The organism is Streptosporangium album, from assembly GCF_014203795.1.
Taxonomy (GTDB): domain Bacteria; phylum Actinomycetota; class Actinomycetes; order Streptosporangiales; family Streptosporangiaceae; genus Streptosporangium; species Streptosporangium album.
On the sequence record NZ_JACHJU010000001.1, the window covers coordinates 3,284,029 to 3,295,927 of the forward strand.

An 11,899-nucleotide genomic window follows, 5' to 3' on the forward strand; every position below is an offset into this window, starting at 1 on the left:
CCGTACATTCGCGTGTCCGCCCTATGGCAGGCTGCGCCCCGGTTCCGGGCGGTCCGGACGCCCAGGCCCGGGGATCACTGGGCGCCCAGGAGCCGCCCCACCTCGCGCAGCCCGTCCAGGTCGTGCACGTCCTCCGCCATGGCGGGGACCCGGGCCACCGGCACCGTGGGATGGGCGGAGGCGAAGTGTTCCTGCTCGCGGTGTTCACGGGCGGCCAGCTGCATCCGGCCGGCGTGCAACCGCAGGACGGCGGCGGTCAGCTCGTGCTCGCCCTTCGACTCCAGGTTCTCGGCCGCCGCGGTGCTCCGCGCCGCCGACAGGGCGGCCGCCGGTGAGAGGTGCACCCTGTTGACCACGAGCCCGGCCAGGGGCATGCGCTCCTCGGCGAGCCGCTCCACGAAGTAGGAGGCCTCACGCATCGCGTCCCGTTCGGGCGCGGCCACGACGACGAACGCGGTCCCGGGGGCCTGCAGGAGCTTGTAGGTCTGCTCGGCGCGTGCCCTGAACCCGCCGAAGACGGCGTCCAGCGCGGAGACGAACGTCTGCAGGTCCTTGAGCACATGCGCGCCCAGCAGCTTGGTCATGGCACCGGCGACGAAGCCGAACCCCGCGTTGAGGAGTTTGAACGCGCTGCGCCCGCCGGCCTTGGCGGGGGCCATCAGCACCCGGATCAGCCGCCCGTCGAGGAAGCGGCCCAGCCGTTCCGGCGCGTCGAGGAAGTCCAGCGCGGAGCGGGAGGGCGGGGTGTCCACGATGATCAGGTCCCAGTCGCCCGACCGGCGGAGCTGGCCGAGTTTCTCCATCGCCATGTATTCCTGTGTGCCGGAGAAACTGGACGACAGAGATTGATAAAAAGGATTCGTCAGAATCTGCCGGGCCCGTTCGGGGTCCGCGTGCGCCTCGATGATCTCATCGAAGGTCCGCTTCATGTCGAGCATCATGGCGTGCAGATGGCCGTCGCCCGCCACGCCCGCGACGGGCCGCGGGGTGTTGTCGAGCTCGGTGAGTCCCATGGACTGTGCCAGCCGCCGGGCCGGGTCCACGGTCAGCACCACGGCCGAACGGCCGCGCTCGGCCGCGCGCAGCCCCAGGGCGGCCGCGGTGGTGGTCTTGCCGACTCCGCCGGAGCCGCAGCAGACGATGATCCGGGTGCCCGGGTCGTCGATGATCGCGTCGAGGTCGAGAACCGGGACGGTCCGCTGCCTGCCGGACCGTTCGCTGCGCTCGCTCATGCTGCTCCCTGGGTGCGGATCGATTGGGCCAGCTCGTACAGCCCGGCCAGGTCCACCCCGTCGGCCAGCAGCGGCAGCTCGTAGCGGGGGCGTCCGGCTCTGTCCAGCGAGGCCCTCTCGCGGTGCTCCAGGCGCGTACGGCGGGCGTGGTCGACGATCTCCTCGCCGAGGGACTCGGCCACGGCGGTGGCGTCGGAGCTGCCGTCCGTAAGCCCGGACGCCTTGAGACCGAGTGCCAGCTCGGTCAGGTCGAACCGGTTCTCGCCCGCCTCGTCCAGGACGGATGCCGGTATCAGCGACTCCCTGACCATGTTCGTGAAGATCCCGCCGGGCGGCAGCCCGGCCGCACGGAGCTCGTCGAGCCCGTCCAGGGTCTCCTGGACCGGCATCTCCTCCAGGAGCGTGACGAAGTGCACCGCGGTCTCCGGAGAGGAGACGACGCCGTTCACCAGGTCGGCGTGGTTCTTGATGGGGCCCATCCTGGCCAGGTCGGCCACCTCGCTGGTGACGTTGAGGAAGCGGGCGATCCGGCCGGTCGGCGGCGCGTCGAGCACGACGGCGTCGTAGACCCGCCTGCCGTCCTTGGCCTTGCGGCGGACGGCCTCGGTGGTCTTGCCGGTGACCAGGACGTCGCGGAAGCCGGGAGCGATGGTGGTGGCGAAGTCGATGACCCCCATCTTCGTCAGGGCCTTGCCCGCCTGGCGCATGCCGTAGAACATCTCCAGGTAGTCGAGCATGGCCTCTTCGGCGTCGACGGCCAGAGCGTAGACGTCCCCGCCGTCGGGCGCGACGGCGATCTTCCTCTCCTCGTACGGCAGCGGCGGCAGGTCGAAGACCTGCGCTATTCCCTGCCGGCCCTCGACCTCCACCAGCAGGACCTTGCGGCCGTCCGCGGCGAGGGCGAGGGCGAGTGCGGCGGCTATCGTGGTCTTCCCCGTGCCGCCCTTGCCGGTGACGACGTGGAGGCGTACGCCGTCCCAATCGGTGTCGCGAGCTCTCACGTTCCGAAGGCTACCCAACAGTCACTCGACGATTCGCCGGAGCTGTCCACTGGTGGGACCGCAGGTGCGGATTGTCATAGTGATCCTGCCCACTCCGGTGCCGCGTGGGAGGCCGGCGGTCGCGCTCCACCCGCGGGGACGCCCGTAGGGAACGCTCAGCGGGAGCCGCCTCGCTAATGTGTCCCACATGACGAAATGGGAGTACTCGACGGTGCCTCTGCTGGTCCACGCGACCAAGCAGATTCTCGATAACTGGGGCCAGGACGGCTGGGAGCTCGTCCAGGTCGTGCCGGGGCCCAACCCCGAGCAGCTGGTCGCCTACCTGAAGCGGCCGAAGCAGTGACGCCGGAGGAGAAGCTGGCCGAGCTCGGGCTGACGCTGCCCGAGGTGGTGGCGCCGCTGGCGTCCTACGTGCCGGCGGTCCGCTCAGGCGACCACGTCTACACCTCGGGCCAGCTTCCGGTGGTGGACGGCAAGCTCGCGGCGACCGGCAAGGTCGGCGCCGAGGTGAGCCCCGAGGAGGCGCGCGAGCTCGCCAGGACCTGCGCGCTCAACGCCCTCGCGGCGGTGGCCTCGGTGGCCGGAGGCCTGTCGAACATCGTCCGGATCGTGAAGGTCGTCGGCTTCGTGGCCAGCGACCCCGCCTTCAGCGGCCAGCCCCAGGTCGTCAACGGCGCCAGCGAGCTGCTCGCAGAGGTCCTGGGAGAGGCGGGCAAGCACGCCCGCAGCGCGGTCGGCGTGGCCGTCCTGCCGCTGAACGCGCCGGTCGAGGTCGAGCTGATCGCCGAGGTCCGCTGACGATTGTCCGGTGCGGGAGCCGTGCCACATGATGGACCCTGAACCGAGTGTTGTTCTGGTGGAGGGTCTGAATGGGTGGGATTCCGCTTCCTGGTGAGTTCGGCGAGCGTGCGCGCGACATCCTGGCCGGGCGGGTGGAGCCCGTCCCGGCCAGGGACGCCGCCACCGTGGTCCTCCTGCGCGAGGGCGTCGAGGTCTACCTGCTGCGGCGGAAGGCGAGCATGGCCTTCGCGGCGGGGGCCTACGTCTTCCCCGGCGGTTCGGTGGACCCCCGCGACACCGACCACGCGATCTCCTGGGCCGGGCCCTCGCCCGCGGAGTGGGGAGCGGTCTTCCGCGCGGACGAGAGGACCGCGCGTGGCCTGGTCTGCGCCGCCGTGCGGGAGACATTCGAGGAGTCCGGGGTGCTGCTCGCCGGGACGTCCCCCGCCTCCGTCGTCGCCGACACCACCGGTGACGACTGGGAGGCCGACCGGCTCGCTCTGATCGACCGGAGCCTGTCGTTCGCCGACTTCCTGGCCAGGCGCGGCCTGGTTCTCCGTTCCGACCTGCTGCGTCCCTGGACCCACTGGATCACTCCCGAGGTCGAGCGCAGACGCTTCGACACCCGGTTCTTCGTCGCGGCGCTCCCGCCGGGCCAGCGCACCCGCGACGTCGGCGGCGAGGCGGACCAGGTCGCCTGGGTACGGCCCGCCGACGCGATCGACCAGGCCAAGAACGGCCAGATCTTCCTGATGCCCCCGACCTACCGCACGCTCGGCGAGCTGCGCGACTACCCGTCCGTGGCCGACGTGCTCGGCGCCGAGCGTGAGATGGTCACCTTCATGCCCGTGATCGTGGAGGTGGACGGGGAGATGCACATCGTGCTCGACGACGACTACCGGTCGGGGGCCGCATGAGTGGTCTGCGGATTCCTCTTGAGGGGCCCGACGGGTCCGGGACGGCTCACACTCTCAGCGTTCTCGCGCCCAACCCCTCCCCGATGACCCTGGACGGCACCAACACGTGGGTGATCGGCAGGGGGGAGGACGTGCTGGTCGTCGATCCGGGGCCGGACGATGGGCCGCACCTGCGGCGGGTCGCCGATCTCCTCCGGGAACGGAGGGTGACGACGATCCTGCTCACCCACGGGCACCATGATCACAGCGGTGGTGCGAGGAGGTTCGCCGAGCTGGTCCGCGCGCCGGTCAGAGCCCTGGATCCGGAGCACAGGCTCGGTGATGAGGGACTCGCCGACGGCGACGTGCTCACCGCCGGTGGGCTGGAACTCCACGTGGTCGGCACCCCCGGCCACTCGTTCGACTCACTCTGTTTCTGGCTGCCCGAGGATCGGGCGATGCTGACCGGGGACACCGTGCTCGGCCGGGGCACCACCGTCATCGCTCCGGACGGCGACCTGGCCGACTACCTGCGCTCCCTGGACCTGCTGCGCGCGAGGGCCGAGCGGGTCGGCGCCGAGGCGCTGCTCCCGGGGCACGGCCCGGTGCTGCCCGACCCGATCGGCGCCCTGGACGGCTACATCGCCCACCGGAGGCGGCGACTGGACCAGATCCGGGAGGCGCGAGAGCGAGGTGCGAGAACACCGGGGGAGATCGTCGAGATCGTCTACGCCGACGTCGACAGGTCGCTCTGGCCCGCCGCCGAGATGTCGGTCCGCGCCCAGCTCTCCTATCTCGAGGGTCGTGAAGGCGGTGCGGGCGGCGGCCGTTAGCGCGAGCGGTTGTGCAGCCGCTCCAGATCCATGATGACCACGGCCTTGGCCTCGATGCGCAGCCAGCCGCGCTGGGCGAAGTCGGCCAGGGCCTTGTTCACGGTCTCACGGGAGGCCCCGACAAGCTGGGCCAGCTCTTCCTGGGTGAGGTCGTGGTGGACCCGGACTCCGTCGTCGATCCGCTGGCCGAAGCGGTCGGCCAGGTCGAGCAGGGCCTTGGCGACGCGCCCGGGAACGTCGGTGAAGACCAGGTCGGCCAGCACGTCGTTGGTACGGCGCAGCCGCTGGGCCAGGGCGCGCAGCAGGTGCAGGGCGACCTCGGGGCGGCCCGTCAGCCAGGGACGGAGGTCGTCGTGGCCGAGTCCGGCCAGGCGGACATCGGTCAGCGCGGTGGCGGACGCCGTACGGGGACGGGGGTCGAACAGCGACAGCTCGCCGAACATCTCGCTCGGGCCGAGCACGCTGAGCAGATTCTCCCGGCCGTCAGGCGCGGTCCTGGACAGTTTGATCTTGCCCTCGAGCACCACGTACAGGCGGTCCCCGGTCTCGTTCTCGCTGAACAGGGTCTGCCCCTTGGACAGCTCGACCTCGGAGATGCTGGTGCGCAGCGCGGCGGCGCTCTCACGGTCGAGCGCCGAGAACAGAGGGGCCTTGCCCAGCACGTCGTCAGTGTTCACAGTGCCTCCTGTTTCACGGCTCACGCAGTCATTGTGACCCATCCCACCAAGCGACTCTCAAGGGGCCCATGCGCGTAGGCTTACCGGGTGCCTCGCAACGTCGGTCGTGCCGGTGAATCTCCGCTCGCCTTGGTCCGTCGCGCTCGCCGGATGGACCGCATTCTGGCGGAAACCTACCCGGACGCGCACTGCGAACTCGACTTTCGCACTCCCCTGGAACTGCTGGTCGCGACAATCCTATCTGCGCAGTGTACGGACAAAAGGGTCAACATCGTTACTCCAACGCTTTTTGCGAAATATCGGACAGTTGAGGATTACGCAGGTGCGGACCGGGCCGAGATGGAGGAGCTCATCCGGTCGACGGGCTTTTTCCGGGCCAAGACCACCAGCATCATCGGCATGGCCCAGGCCGTTTGCGACCGCTACGGCGGTGAGATCCCCGGCAGGCTCAAGGACCTGGTCACGCTGCCCGGCGTCGGCCGCAAGACCGCCAACGTGGTGCTCGGCAACGCCTTCGGCGTCCCCGGCATCACCGTGGACACGCATTTCCAGCGGCTCGTCCGGCGGTTCGGCTGGACCGGGGAGACCGATCCGGTGAGGATCGAGCATGTCGTCGCGGGGCTCATCCCGAAACGCGACTGGACGATGATGTCCCACCGCCTGATCTGGCACGGCCGCCGCATCTGCCACGCCCGCAGACCCGCCTGCGGCGTGTGCCCGCTCGCCGCGCTCTGCCCCTCCTACGGTCTCGGCCCCGTCGACCCCGTCCAGGCCGCCAAACTGGTACGTCCCGGCCCCTTCTCGTAACCGGCCATCCGATCGGGAAGCGCGGAGCGGGGTGCCGTGTTGCAGAGACCGGAGGTGTGCCCGTGGAAGTCCCCGGATGGTTGGAGACGCTGGCCGAGCGGGTCGCGAGGGCGCCGGTGCCTCCGGCCCTGCGTCCGCCGCGTTCGGGCGGACGCCCGGCCGCCGTGCTCATGCTTTTCGGCGAGGGGCCGCTCGGCCCCGACGTGCTGCTGATCCAGCGCAGCTCGCGCGGGCGCCGGCATGCGGGGCAGCCCGCCTTCCCCGGCGGCGGGGTCGATCCCGAGGACGACGGTCCGATCGCCGCCGCGCTGCGCGAGGCCCGGGAGGAGACCGGCCTCGATCCGGCCGGTGTACGGGTGGTCGGCACGATGCCCGAACTGTACGTCGGGCGCAGCGACAACCGGGTCACTCCGGTGCTGGGCTGGTGGCACACGCCCTGCGTGGTGCACGCGGCCTCGCCCGACGAGGTCGAGTCGGTGGAACGCGTCCCGATCTCCGAACTCGTCGACCCGGCCAACCGGCTCGGGCTGCGCCACCCGAGCGGTTACTCGGGCCCGGCCTTCCGGGTGCGCGGGCTGTTGGTGTGGGGCTTCACCGCGGGAGTGCTCGACGGGGTGCTCGCCGGCTCGGGCTTCGAGCTCCCCTGGGACCGGTCACGGATCGAGGATCTGCCGCCTGACGTCCTCAACCTCGCGTCCCGTTGACAGCGCCAGGCCGAGACAGGCCCAGTCGGCCACGTCGTCGTCGGGATCCTTGACCAGCCGCCGCAGAGCGGCCAGACCCATCGGGTCGGGCGGACTGCCCATGATGTTCGGCAGTGCGTAGGCCGCGCCGTACCGGACCCGGCGATCGGGGTGCTCACCCAGGGCGATCACCGAGGGCAGCGCGCGACGGTCCCTGAGATGGCCGAAGGCGATCAGCACCGAGTAGAGGACCATGCAGTCGTCCTCGCCGGCCGCCAGGAAACGCAGCACCGGCAGGCTGCGTTCGACGAACCCGAGCCTGCCCAGGATGTCCACTCCCAGCATCCGCTCGGAGGCGGTGTCGCCCGCGCACGGCCGCCGGGCCGCGATGAAGGTCTGCAGATCGCCTCGCGCGTGCAGCATGGTGATCGCGTGCCAGCGGGTCGTGCCGTCGTGGTCCTGGTCCCGCAGCGCGGTCTCGATGAGAGACTCCACGGCCGCCGGCCCCCCGATCGTTGCCATATGACCACGATAACCGCGTGGACCTACCGCAAGGGGTGCACGCGCGGGCCGGACGCTGGATACCGTAAAGGGGTGAGCGGTGATCTCCTTGATCTCATCCTGATCGCCCTGATGGTGGCCTTCGCTGTGTCGGGATACCGCCAGGGGTTCATCATCGGTGCCCTGAGCTTTGTCGGATTCGTCGGTGGCGGGCTGCTGGGCATGTTCATCGCCCCGCCGATCGCCGCCGCATTGGTCGACGGTGATACCGAGCGGGCGCTGCTCGCCATCGTCATCGTCTTCCTCACCGCCACGATCGGGCAGTTCGCCTCCTCGACCATCGGCGCGGTGGTCCGCAGCCATGTCACCTGGGAGCCCGCGAAGGTGGTCGACGCGGTCGGCGGCACCTTCGCGAGCGCGTTCTCCGTGCTGATCATCGCCTGGCTGATCGGGTCGCTGCTGACCTCCTCACAGTTCACCCTGCTCAGCGAGCAGGTCAGCAAGTCCCTGCTGATCGGCACCGTCGACCAGACGATGCCGAAGGCGGCCAAGGACCTGCAGAAGCCGTTCAAGGACTTCATCGACACCTCCGGCTTCCCCAGGGTGTTCGACGCCATCGGGGGCGGCCAGTTCGTCGAGGTCGCGCCGCCCGACCAGAGCGTGCCGAAGGGCGCCCAGCTCACACGGGCCCGCCGGGGCATCGTCAAGGTCCAGGGCGTGGCCACGAGCTGCCGCAGGCACATCGAGGGCACCGGGTTCGTCTACTCGCAGAACAAGATCATGACGAACGCCCACGTGGTCGCGGGGGTCGATCAGGACCTCCAGGTCACCGACTACCTGAACAACACCCACGCGGCCAAGGTCGTGCTCTACAACCCCGACAGGGACATCGCGATCCTCCATGTCCCCGGCCTGAACCTGCCGGTCCTGCGCTTCGACGGCAGCGCCAAGAGGGGCGACAACGCCATCGTCGCGGGCTTCCCGCACGACAAGGGGTTCACCATGGCACCGGCCCGCATCCGGTTGCAGCAGCGGGCGAAGGGGCCCGACATCTATGACCGCAAGACCGTGGTCCGCGGCATCTACTCGATCCGCGGCGATGTCAGGCAGGGCAACTCCGGCGGGCCGTTGCTCACCACCGACGGCCGGGTCTACGGCGTCGTCTTCGCGGCGGCCACCGACAGGGTGGAGACCGGTTTCGTGCTGACCGCGGCCGAGGTGGCGCCGGACGCCGAAGACGGCTCCAAGCTGTTCAACCAGGTGGGAACCCAGGACTGCGACCGAAACTAGCTAGAGCAGATCCCTGATCACGGCGATGGCCGTTCCGGCGTCCGGACCGTCCACCTCGGCCATCCCTCGCACCGCCACGGCGATCTCCTCGTACGGCATGCCGTACCGGATGATCCTGTCGGCGCCCCGCGCGAACAGCGCGGCCGCCCCGCGCCGGTTGCCCCGCTGGAGATGGGTGAGGCCCACGCAGATCTGCGCCAGTCCCTGCCAGAGCTCCCGCTCCTCCTCCGGGGCGGTCTTCCACCGGCCTTCGAGCACCTCGTGGGCGTGGAACGGCCGGCTCACACCGAGCAGCCGGCGTGCCTCCGAGAGCGCCTCGTCCGCACTCGGGGCGTAGTCGTCCGGGACGCGCTCCACGCCTTGCGCCCCATGCGGCAGGGGCCGTCCGAACGCGTCCCGGGGACGCTGGTTGCGGGGTCTTCCGTCGGGGTCACGGTCGCGGGCGGTCATCGGTCGGGCTCCGGGTCGGACAGCCAGCCGATGAGCTCGGCGTCGAACTCCTCCGGCCGCTCCTCGTGCGGGAAGTGCCCGGCGCCCTCGATCAGCCGCCACCGGTAGGGGGCCGCCACGTAGCGGCTGGAGCCCTGGGCGGTGCGGGGCAGGGCGTGCCTGTCGAGCGCGCCGTGCATCTGCAGCGTGGGCGTGCCGATCTCCTTCCGCATGGTCCTGGCATAACGCAGTCCGTCGGGACGGAGCTGGGAGCGGGCGAACCAGCGGTGATACTCCAGCGCGCAGTGCGACACGGTGGGGATGCGGAAGACGTCGCGGTAGGTCTTCGCCACCTCCTCCTCCGGCCAGTTCGGCCCGGACCACTCGTCCAGCAGCCGTCCCACCAGCGCGCCCTCGTTGGCGGTCAGGCGGCGCTCGGGCAGGAAGGGAAGCTGGAAGCCCAGTGCGTAGAGAGAGGCTCTGAGCTGGCCGGACCGATCGCCGAGCAGCGCGGAGCGGAGCCGGCGCGGGTGCGGGGCAGAGACCGGGACCAGCCGCAGGACCGTCTTGGGGTCCAGCACGGACATGGTCCAGGCCAGCAGACCGCCCCAGTCGTGGCCGACGACGATCGCCCCGGTCTCGCCCAGCGCCCGGACCAGCCCGGCCGCGTCGCCGGCCAGGGTGGGCAGGTCATAGCCGCGTGGTGGCTTGTCACTGGCCCCGTAACCCCTCAGGTCGACGGCGACGGCGCGGTAGCCGGCCGCGGGCAGCGAGACGAGCTGGTTGCGCCAGCTCCACCAGAACTGCGGGAACCCGTGCAGGAGCAGCACGAGAGGGCCCTTACCGGCCTCAACGATGTGGAAGCGGGTGCCGCCGGCATGCACGGAGCGGTGGGTCCACGGACCTTCGATCCTGACCAGGGACTCGTCGGGACGGCTCACTGGCCCGGTCTCACCGGTTCGCGGTGCGTGCCGATCTGGCCCGCGGTGGGCGAGGCCGACGGCGTGGCGACGAGCTTGTCCTCGCCGCCCTTGATGGTCTTCAGCGAGCGCAGGGTCCGCTTCATCCCGGGCAGGCCCTTGAACTTCCTGATGCCGATGAAGGCCAGCAGCCCGGCCACGACCAGATAGAACACGGTGACGATCGCGAAGGCCAGCCATGTCCACACGTGCAGCGCGACCAGGGCGTAGGCGAGGGTGAACGACGCCAGGATCAGGACCAGGTGGGCCATGAACGCGGCGGCGCCGAGGAGGCCCGCGGCCATGCCGACCCGTTTGGCGTTGAAACTGAGCTCCGACTTGGCCAGTTCGATCTCGGCGCGCACCAGGGTGGAGATCTGGTCGCTGGCCGCGGCGACGAGCGCGCCCAGCGACTCCTCCTGTGGCTCCGCGGGTGGAATCTGTGTCATGAGGGTCTCCTATCAAGCGCCGATATCACACATCATCCTGCGCGTTGAGGTGGTTGCGCACGCGCACCCGGAGCAGGAGCGCCGCGAGGACCGAGGCCGTGAGGCTCGCCGCGAGCACCCCGGTGGTCACCGCGTTCGCCCGTCCCGGATCATCGCCGTACGCCAGGTTGCCGATGAGCAGGGACACGGTGAAGCCGATCCCCGCCAGTATCGATACAGCGGCCATGTCCCGCCAGTGCAGTTCCTCCGACAGTTTTGCCAAGCCGAGCCGTACGGCCAGCCACGCCCCGCCGAAGACGCCCAGGAACTTACCGACGATCAGGCCGGCGATCACGCCGAGCACCACGCGGTCGGTGACCATCGTGCCGAGGCTCTCCGCGCTGAACACGACCCCCGCGGACATGAACGCGAACACGGGCACCGCGAAGCCCGCCGAGAAGGGACGGATGTAGTGGTCGGCCCGTTCGGCGGGGGAGCTCTCCTCGCCTGGACCGCTGTGCACGCGTGTCATCAGGCCCAGCGCTACCCCGGCGACGGTCGCGTGAACACCGCTGATCTCGATGGAATACCAGGAGAGGAGGGCGAGCGGCAGGTAGATCCACAGTCCGCGGACCCGCCTGGCCTGCAGCACGCCGTACAGGACGATGAGCGCCACCCCGGCCAGCAGGGCCAGGAGGTTGAGGTGCCGGGTGAAGAAGACGGCGATGACGGTGATCGCGCCGAGATCGTCCACCACGGCGCTGGTCAGCAGGAACGCCCGCAGCGCGGCGGGCATGGCGCTGGCCGTCACGGCCAGTACGGCGAGGGCGAAGGCGATGTCGGTGGCCATCGGGATGGCCCATCCACGGGACGCACCCGGTGCGCCGGCGCTCACCGCGAGGTAGATGAGAGCGGGGACGATCATGCCGGCGATCGCGGCGAGGATGGGCAGCGCGGCCTTGCGGAGGTTGGAGAGCTCCCCGTGGACGAACTCCTCCTTGACCTCGATGCCCGCGACGAAGAAGAAGACGGTGAGCAGGCCGTTCTGGACCCATCTGTAGAGCTCGAGGTCGAGATGGAGGGAGCCGGGACCGAATCTCACGGTGCGGAGCGCCTCGTAGGAGTCCGCGGAGACGTTGGCCCATACCAGCGCGGCGACCGTGGCCAGCAGCATGACGACACCGCCGACGGTCTCGGCGCGGAGTGCCTCGGCGAGCTGGCGGGTGTATCGGACGGTCGGCCGGAAGGGCCAGATCTCGACGGCGCGGGGCATGGAACCTCCGGGAAATGCAGAGAGGGTCGGTTCCCCCGCTGGCCGACCAGACTTCCCGGCACACCTGATGGCGAGCCTACCGAATCATCCCAAACGGGACGTCGGGCGGC

The 11,899-nt window shown here is 70.2% G+C and carries 15 protein-coding genes; 7 read left to right on the plus strand and 8 right to left on the minus strand.

Going from position 1 to position 11,899, the window contains the following annotated elements:
• Nucleotides 1-74: 74 nt before the first annotated feature.
• Together bagB and bagA are read right to left on the minus strand one after the other, a co-directional pair.
• Nucleotides 75-1,232 carry an ATPase BagB gene (bagB, locus tag FHR32_RS15675; RefSeq protein ID WP_184754983.1) on the minus strand — a complete coding sequence of 386 codons (1,158 nt, stop codon included), beginning with the start codon at nucleotides 1,230-1,232 and terminating at the stop codon, nucleotides 75-77.
• A complete protein-coding gene (gene bagA / locus FHR32_RS15680; RefSeq protein ID WP_184754984.1) occupies nucleotides 1,229-2,233 on the minus strand; it encodes an ATPase BagA in 1,005 nt (334 codons plus the stop codon). The genes bagB and bagA overlap by 4 nt, the downstream gene beginning before the upstream one ends.
• Nucleotides 2,234-2,420: 187 nt before the next feature.
• Between bagA and sp36 the strand changes: the two genes are divergently transcribed.
• The 4 genes from sp36 to FHR32_RS15700 all read left to right on the plus strand — a co-directional run bounded on the left by sp36 (nucleotide 2,421) and on the right by FHR32_RS15700 (nucleotide 4,742).
• Nucleotides 2,421-2,576: a Sp36 family protein gene (gene sp36 / locus FHR32_RS15685; RefSeq protein WP_012887236.1), complete on the plus strand. Its 156-nt coding sequence runs from the start codon at nucleotides 2,421-2,423 to the stop codon at nucleotides 2,574-2,576.
• Nucleotides 2,573-3,031 carry a RidA family protein gene (locus tag FHR32_RS15690; RefSeq protein ID WP_184754985.1) on the plus strand — a complete coding sequence of 153 codons (459 nt, stop codon included), beginning with the start codon at nucleotides 2,573-2,575 and terminating at the stop codon, nucleotides 3,029-3,031. Before sp36 ends, FHR32_RS15690 begins: the two co-directional genes overlap by 4 nt.
• A 71-nt stretch (nucleotides 3,032-3,102) precedes the next feature.
• The gene (locus FHR32_RS15695; protein WP_184754986.1) at nucleotides 3,103-3,930 is read left to right on the plus strand and encodes an NUDIX hydrolase; all 828 of its coding nucleotides are present in this window, start codon (nucleotides 3,103-3,105) and stop codon (nucleotides 3,928-3,930) included.
• A complete protein-coding gene (locus FHR32_RS15700) occupies nucleotides 3,927-4,742 on the plus strand; it encodes an MBL fold metallo-hydrolase (protein WP_184754987.1) in 816 nt (271 codons plus the stop codon). Before FHR32_RS15695 ends, FHR32_RS15700 begins: the two co-directional genes overlap by 4 nt.
• Here the strand turns inward: FHR32_RS15700 and FHR32_RS15705 are convergent.
• Entirely contained in the window at nucleotides 4,739-5,419 is a 681-nt protein-coding gene (locus tag FHR32_RS15705) for a Crp/Fnr family transcriptional regulator (RefSeq protein WP_312882374.1), read from the minus strand. The two genes, FHR32_RS15700 and FHR32_RS15705, sit on opposite strands and share 4 nt — an antisense overlap.
• Before the next feature lie 87 nt (nucleotides 5,420-5,506).
• Between FHR32_RS15705 and nth the strand changes: the two genes are divergently transcribed.
• On the plus strand, nucleotides 5,507-6,226 hold the full coding sequence (nth, locus tag FHR32_RS15710) for an endonuclease III (protein WP_184754989.1): 720 nt from the start codon (nucleotides 5,507-5,509) through the stop codon (nucleotides 6,224-6,226).
• 62 nt (nucleotides 6,227-6,288) lie between these two features.
• A complete protein-coding gene (locus FHR32_RS15715) occupies nucleotides 6,289-6,930 on the plus strand; it encodes an NUDIX hydrolase (RefSeq protein ID WP_184754990.1) in 642 nt (213 codons plus the stop codon).
• On the opposite strand, the gene FHR32_RS15720 is transcribed toward FHR32_RS15715, so the two are convergent.
• On the minus strand, nucleotides 6,880-7,431 hold the full coding sequence (locus FHR32_RS15720) for a HEAT repeat domain-containing protein (protein WP_184754991.1): 552 nt from the start codon (nucleotides 7,429-7,431) through the stop codon (nucleotides 6,880-6,882). The genes FHR32_RS15715 and FHR32_RS15720 overlap by 51 nt on opposite strands.
• Here FHR32_RS15720 and FHR32_RS15725 point away from each other — a divergent pair, their 5' ends adjacent.
• Nucleotides 7,432-8,700 (plus strand): MarP family serine protease, encoded by a 1,269-nt coding sequence (locus tag FHR32_RS15725; protein WP_221465423.1) that lies wholly within the window; start codon nucleotides 7,432-7,434, stop codon nucleotides 8,698-8,700.
• Here FHR32_RS15725 and FHR32_RS15730 read toward each other — a convergent pair whose 3' ends face one another.
• Genes FHR32_RS15730 through nhaA form a run of 4 tightly spaced genes read right to left on the minus strand, consistent with a single transcriptional unit; the run spans nucleotide 8,701 to nucleotide 11,789 of the window.
• Nucleotides 8,701-9,150: a DUF309 domain-containing protein gene (locus FHR32_RS15730; RefSeq protein ID WP_184754992.1), complete on the minus strand. Its 450-nt coding sequence runs from the start codon at nucleotides 9,148-9,150 to the stop codon at nucleotides 8,701-8,703.
• The gene (locus FHR32_RS15735; RefSeq protein ID WP_184754993.1) at nucleotides 9,147-10,070 is read right to left on the minus strand and encodes an alpha/beta fold hydrolase; all 924 of its coding nucleotides are present in this window, start codon (nucleotides 10,068-10,070) and stop codon (nucleotides 9,147-9,149) included. Before FHR32_RS15735 ends, FHR32_RS15730 begins: the two co-directional genes overlap by 4 nt.
• On the minus strand, nucleotides 10,067-10,537 hold the full coding sequence (locus FHR32_RS15740) for a phage holin family protein (protein WP_184754994.1): 471 nt from the start codon (nucleotides 10,535-10,537) through the stop codon (nucleotides 10,067-10,069). The genes FHR32_RS15735 and FHR32_RS15740 overlap by 4 nt, the downstream gene beginning before the upstream one ends.
• A gap of 25 nt (nucleotides 10,538-10,562) precedes the next feature.
• Nucleotides 10,563-11,789, minus strand: a complete 1,227-nt coding sequence (gene nhaA / locus FHR32_RS15745; protein ID WP_184754995.1) for a Na+/H+ antiporter NhaA — start codon at nucleotides 11,787-11,789, stop codon at nucleotides 10,563-10,565.
• Nucleotides 11,790-11,899: the final 110 nt, after the last annotated feature.

What these genes read in the sequence shown, in the direction of transcription:
- bagB (WP_184754983.1), bottom strand. Translation starts at nt 1,232, where the DNA reads ATGAGCGAGCGCAGCGAACGGTCCGGCAGGCAGCGGACCGTCCCGGTT.
- sp36 (WP_012887236.1), top strand. Translation starts at nt 2,421, where the DNA reads ATGACGAAATGGGAGTACTCGACGGTGCCTCTGCTGGTCCACGCGACC.
- FHR32_RS15695 (WP_184754986.1), top strand. Translation starts at nt 3,103, where the DNA reads ATGGGTGGGATTCCGCTTCCTGGTGAGTTCGGCGAGCGTGCGCGCGAC.
- FHR32_RS15700 (WP_184754987.1), top strand. Translation starts at nt 3,927, where the DNA reads ATGAGTGGTCTGCGGATTCCTCTTGAGGGGCCCGACGGGTCCGGGACG.
- FHR32_RS15720 (WP_184754991.1), bottom strand. Translation starts at nt 7,431, where the DNA reads ATGGCAACGATCGGGGGGCCGGCGGCCGTGGAGTCTCTCATCGAGACC.
- FHR32_RS15725 (WP_221465423.1), top strand. Translation starts at nt 7,432, where the DNA reads ATGACCACGATAACCGCGTGGACCTACCGCAAGGGGTGCACGCGCGGG.
- FHR32_RS15730 (WP_184754992.1), bottom strand. Translation starts at nt 9,150, where the DNA reads ATGACCGCCCGCGACCGTGACCCCGACGGAAGACCCCGCAACCAGCGT.
- FHR32_RS15740 (WP_184754994.1), bottom strand. Translation starts at nt 10,537, where the DNA reads ATGACACAGATTCCACCCGCGGAGCCACAGGAGGAGTCGCTGGGCGCG.
- nhaA (WP_184754995.1), bottom strand. Translation starts at nt 11,789, where the DNA reads ATGCCCCGCGCCGTCGAGATCTGGCCCTTCCGGCCGACCGTCCGATAC.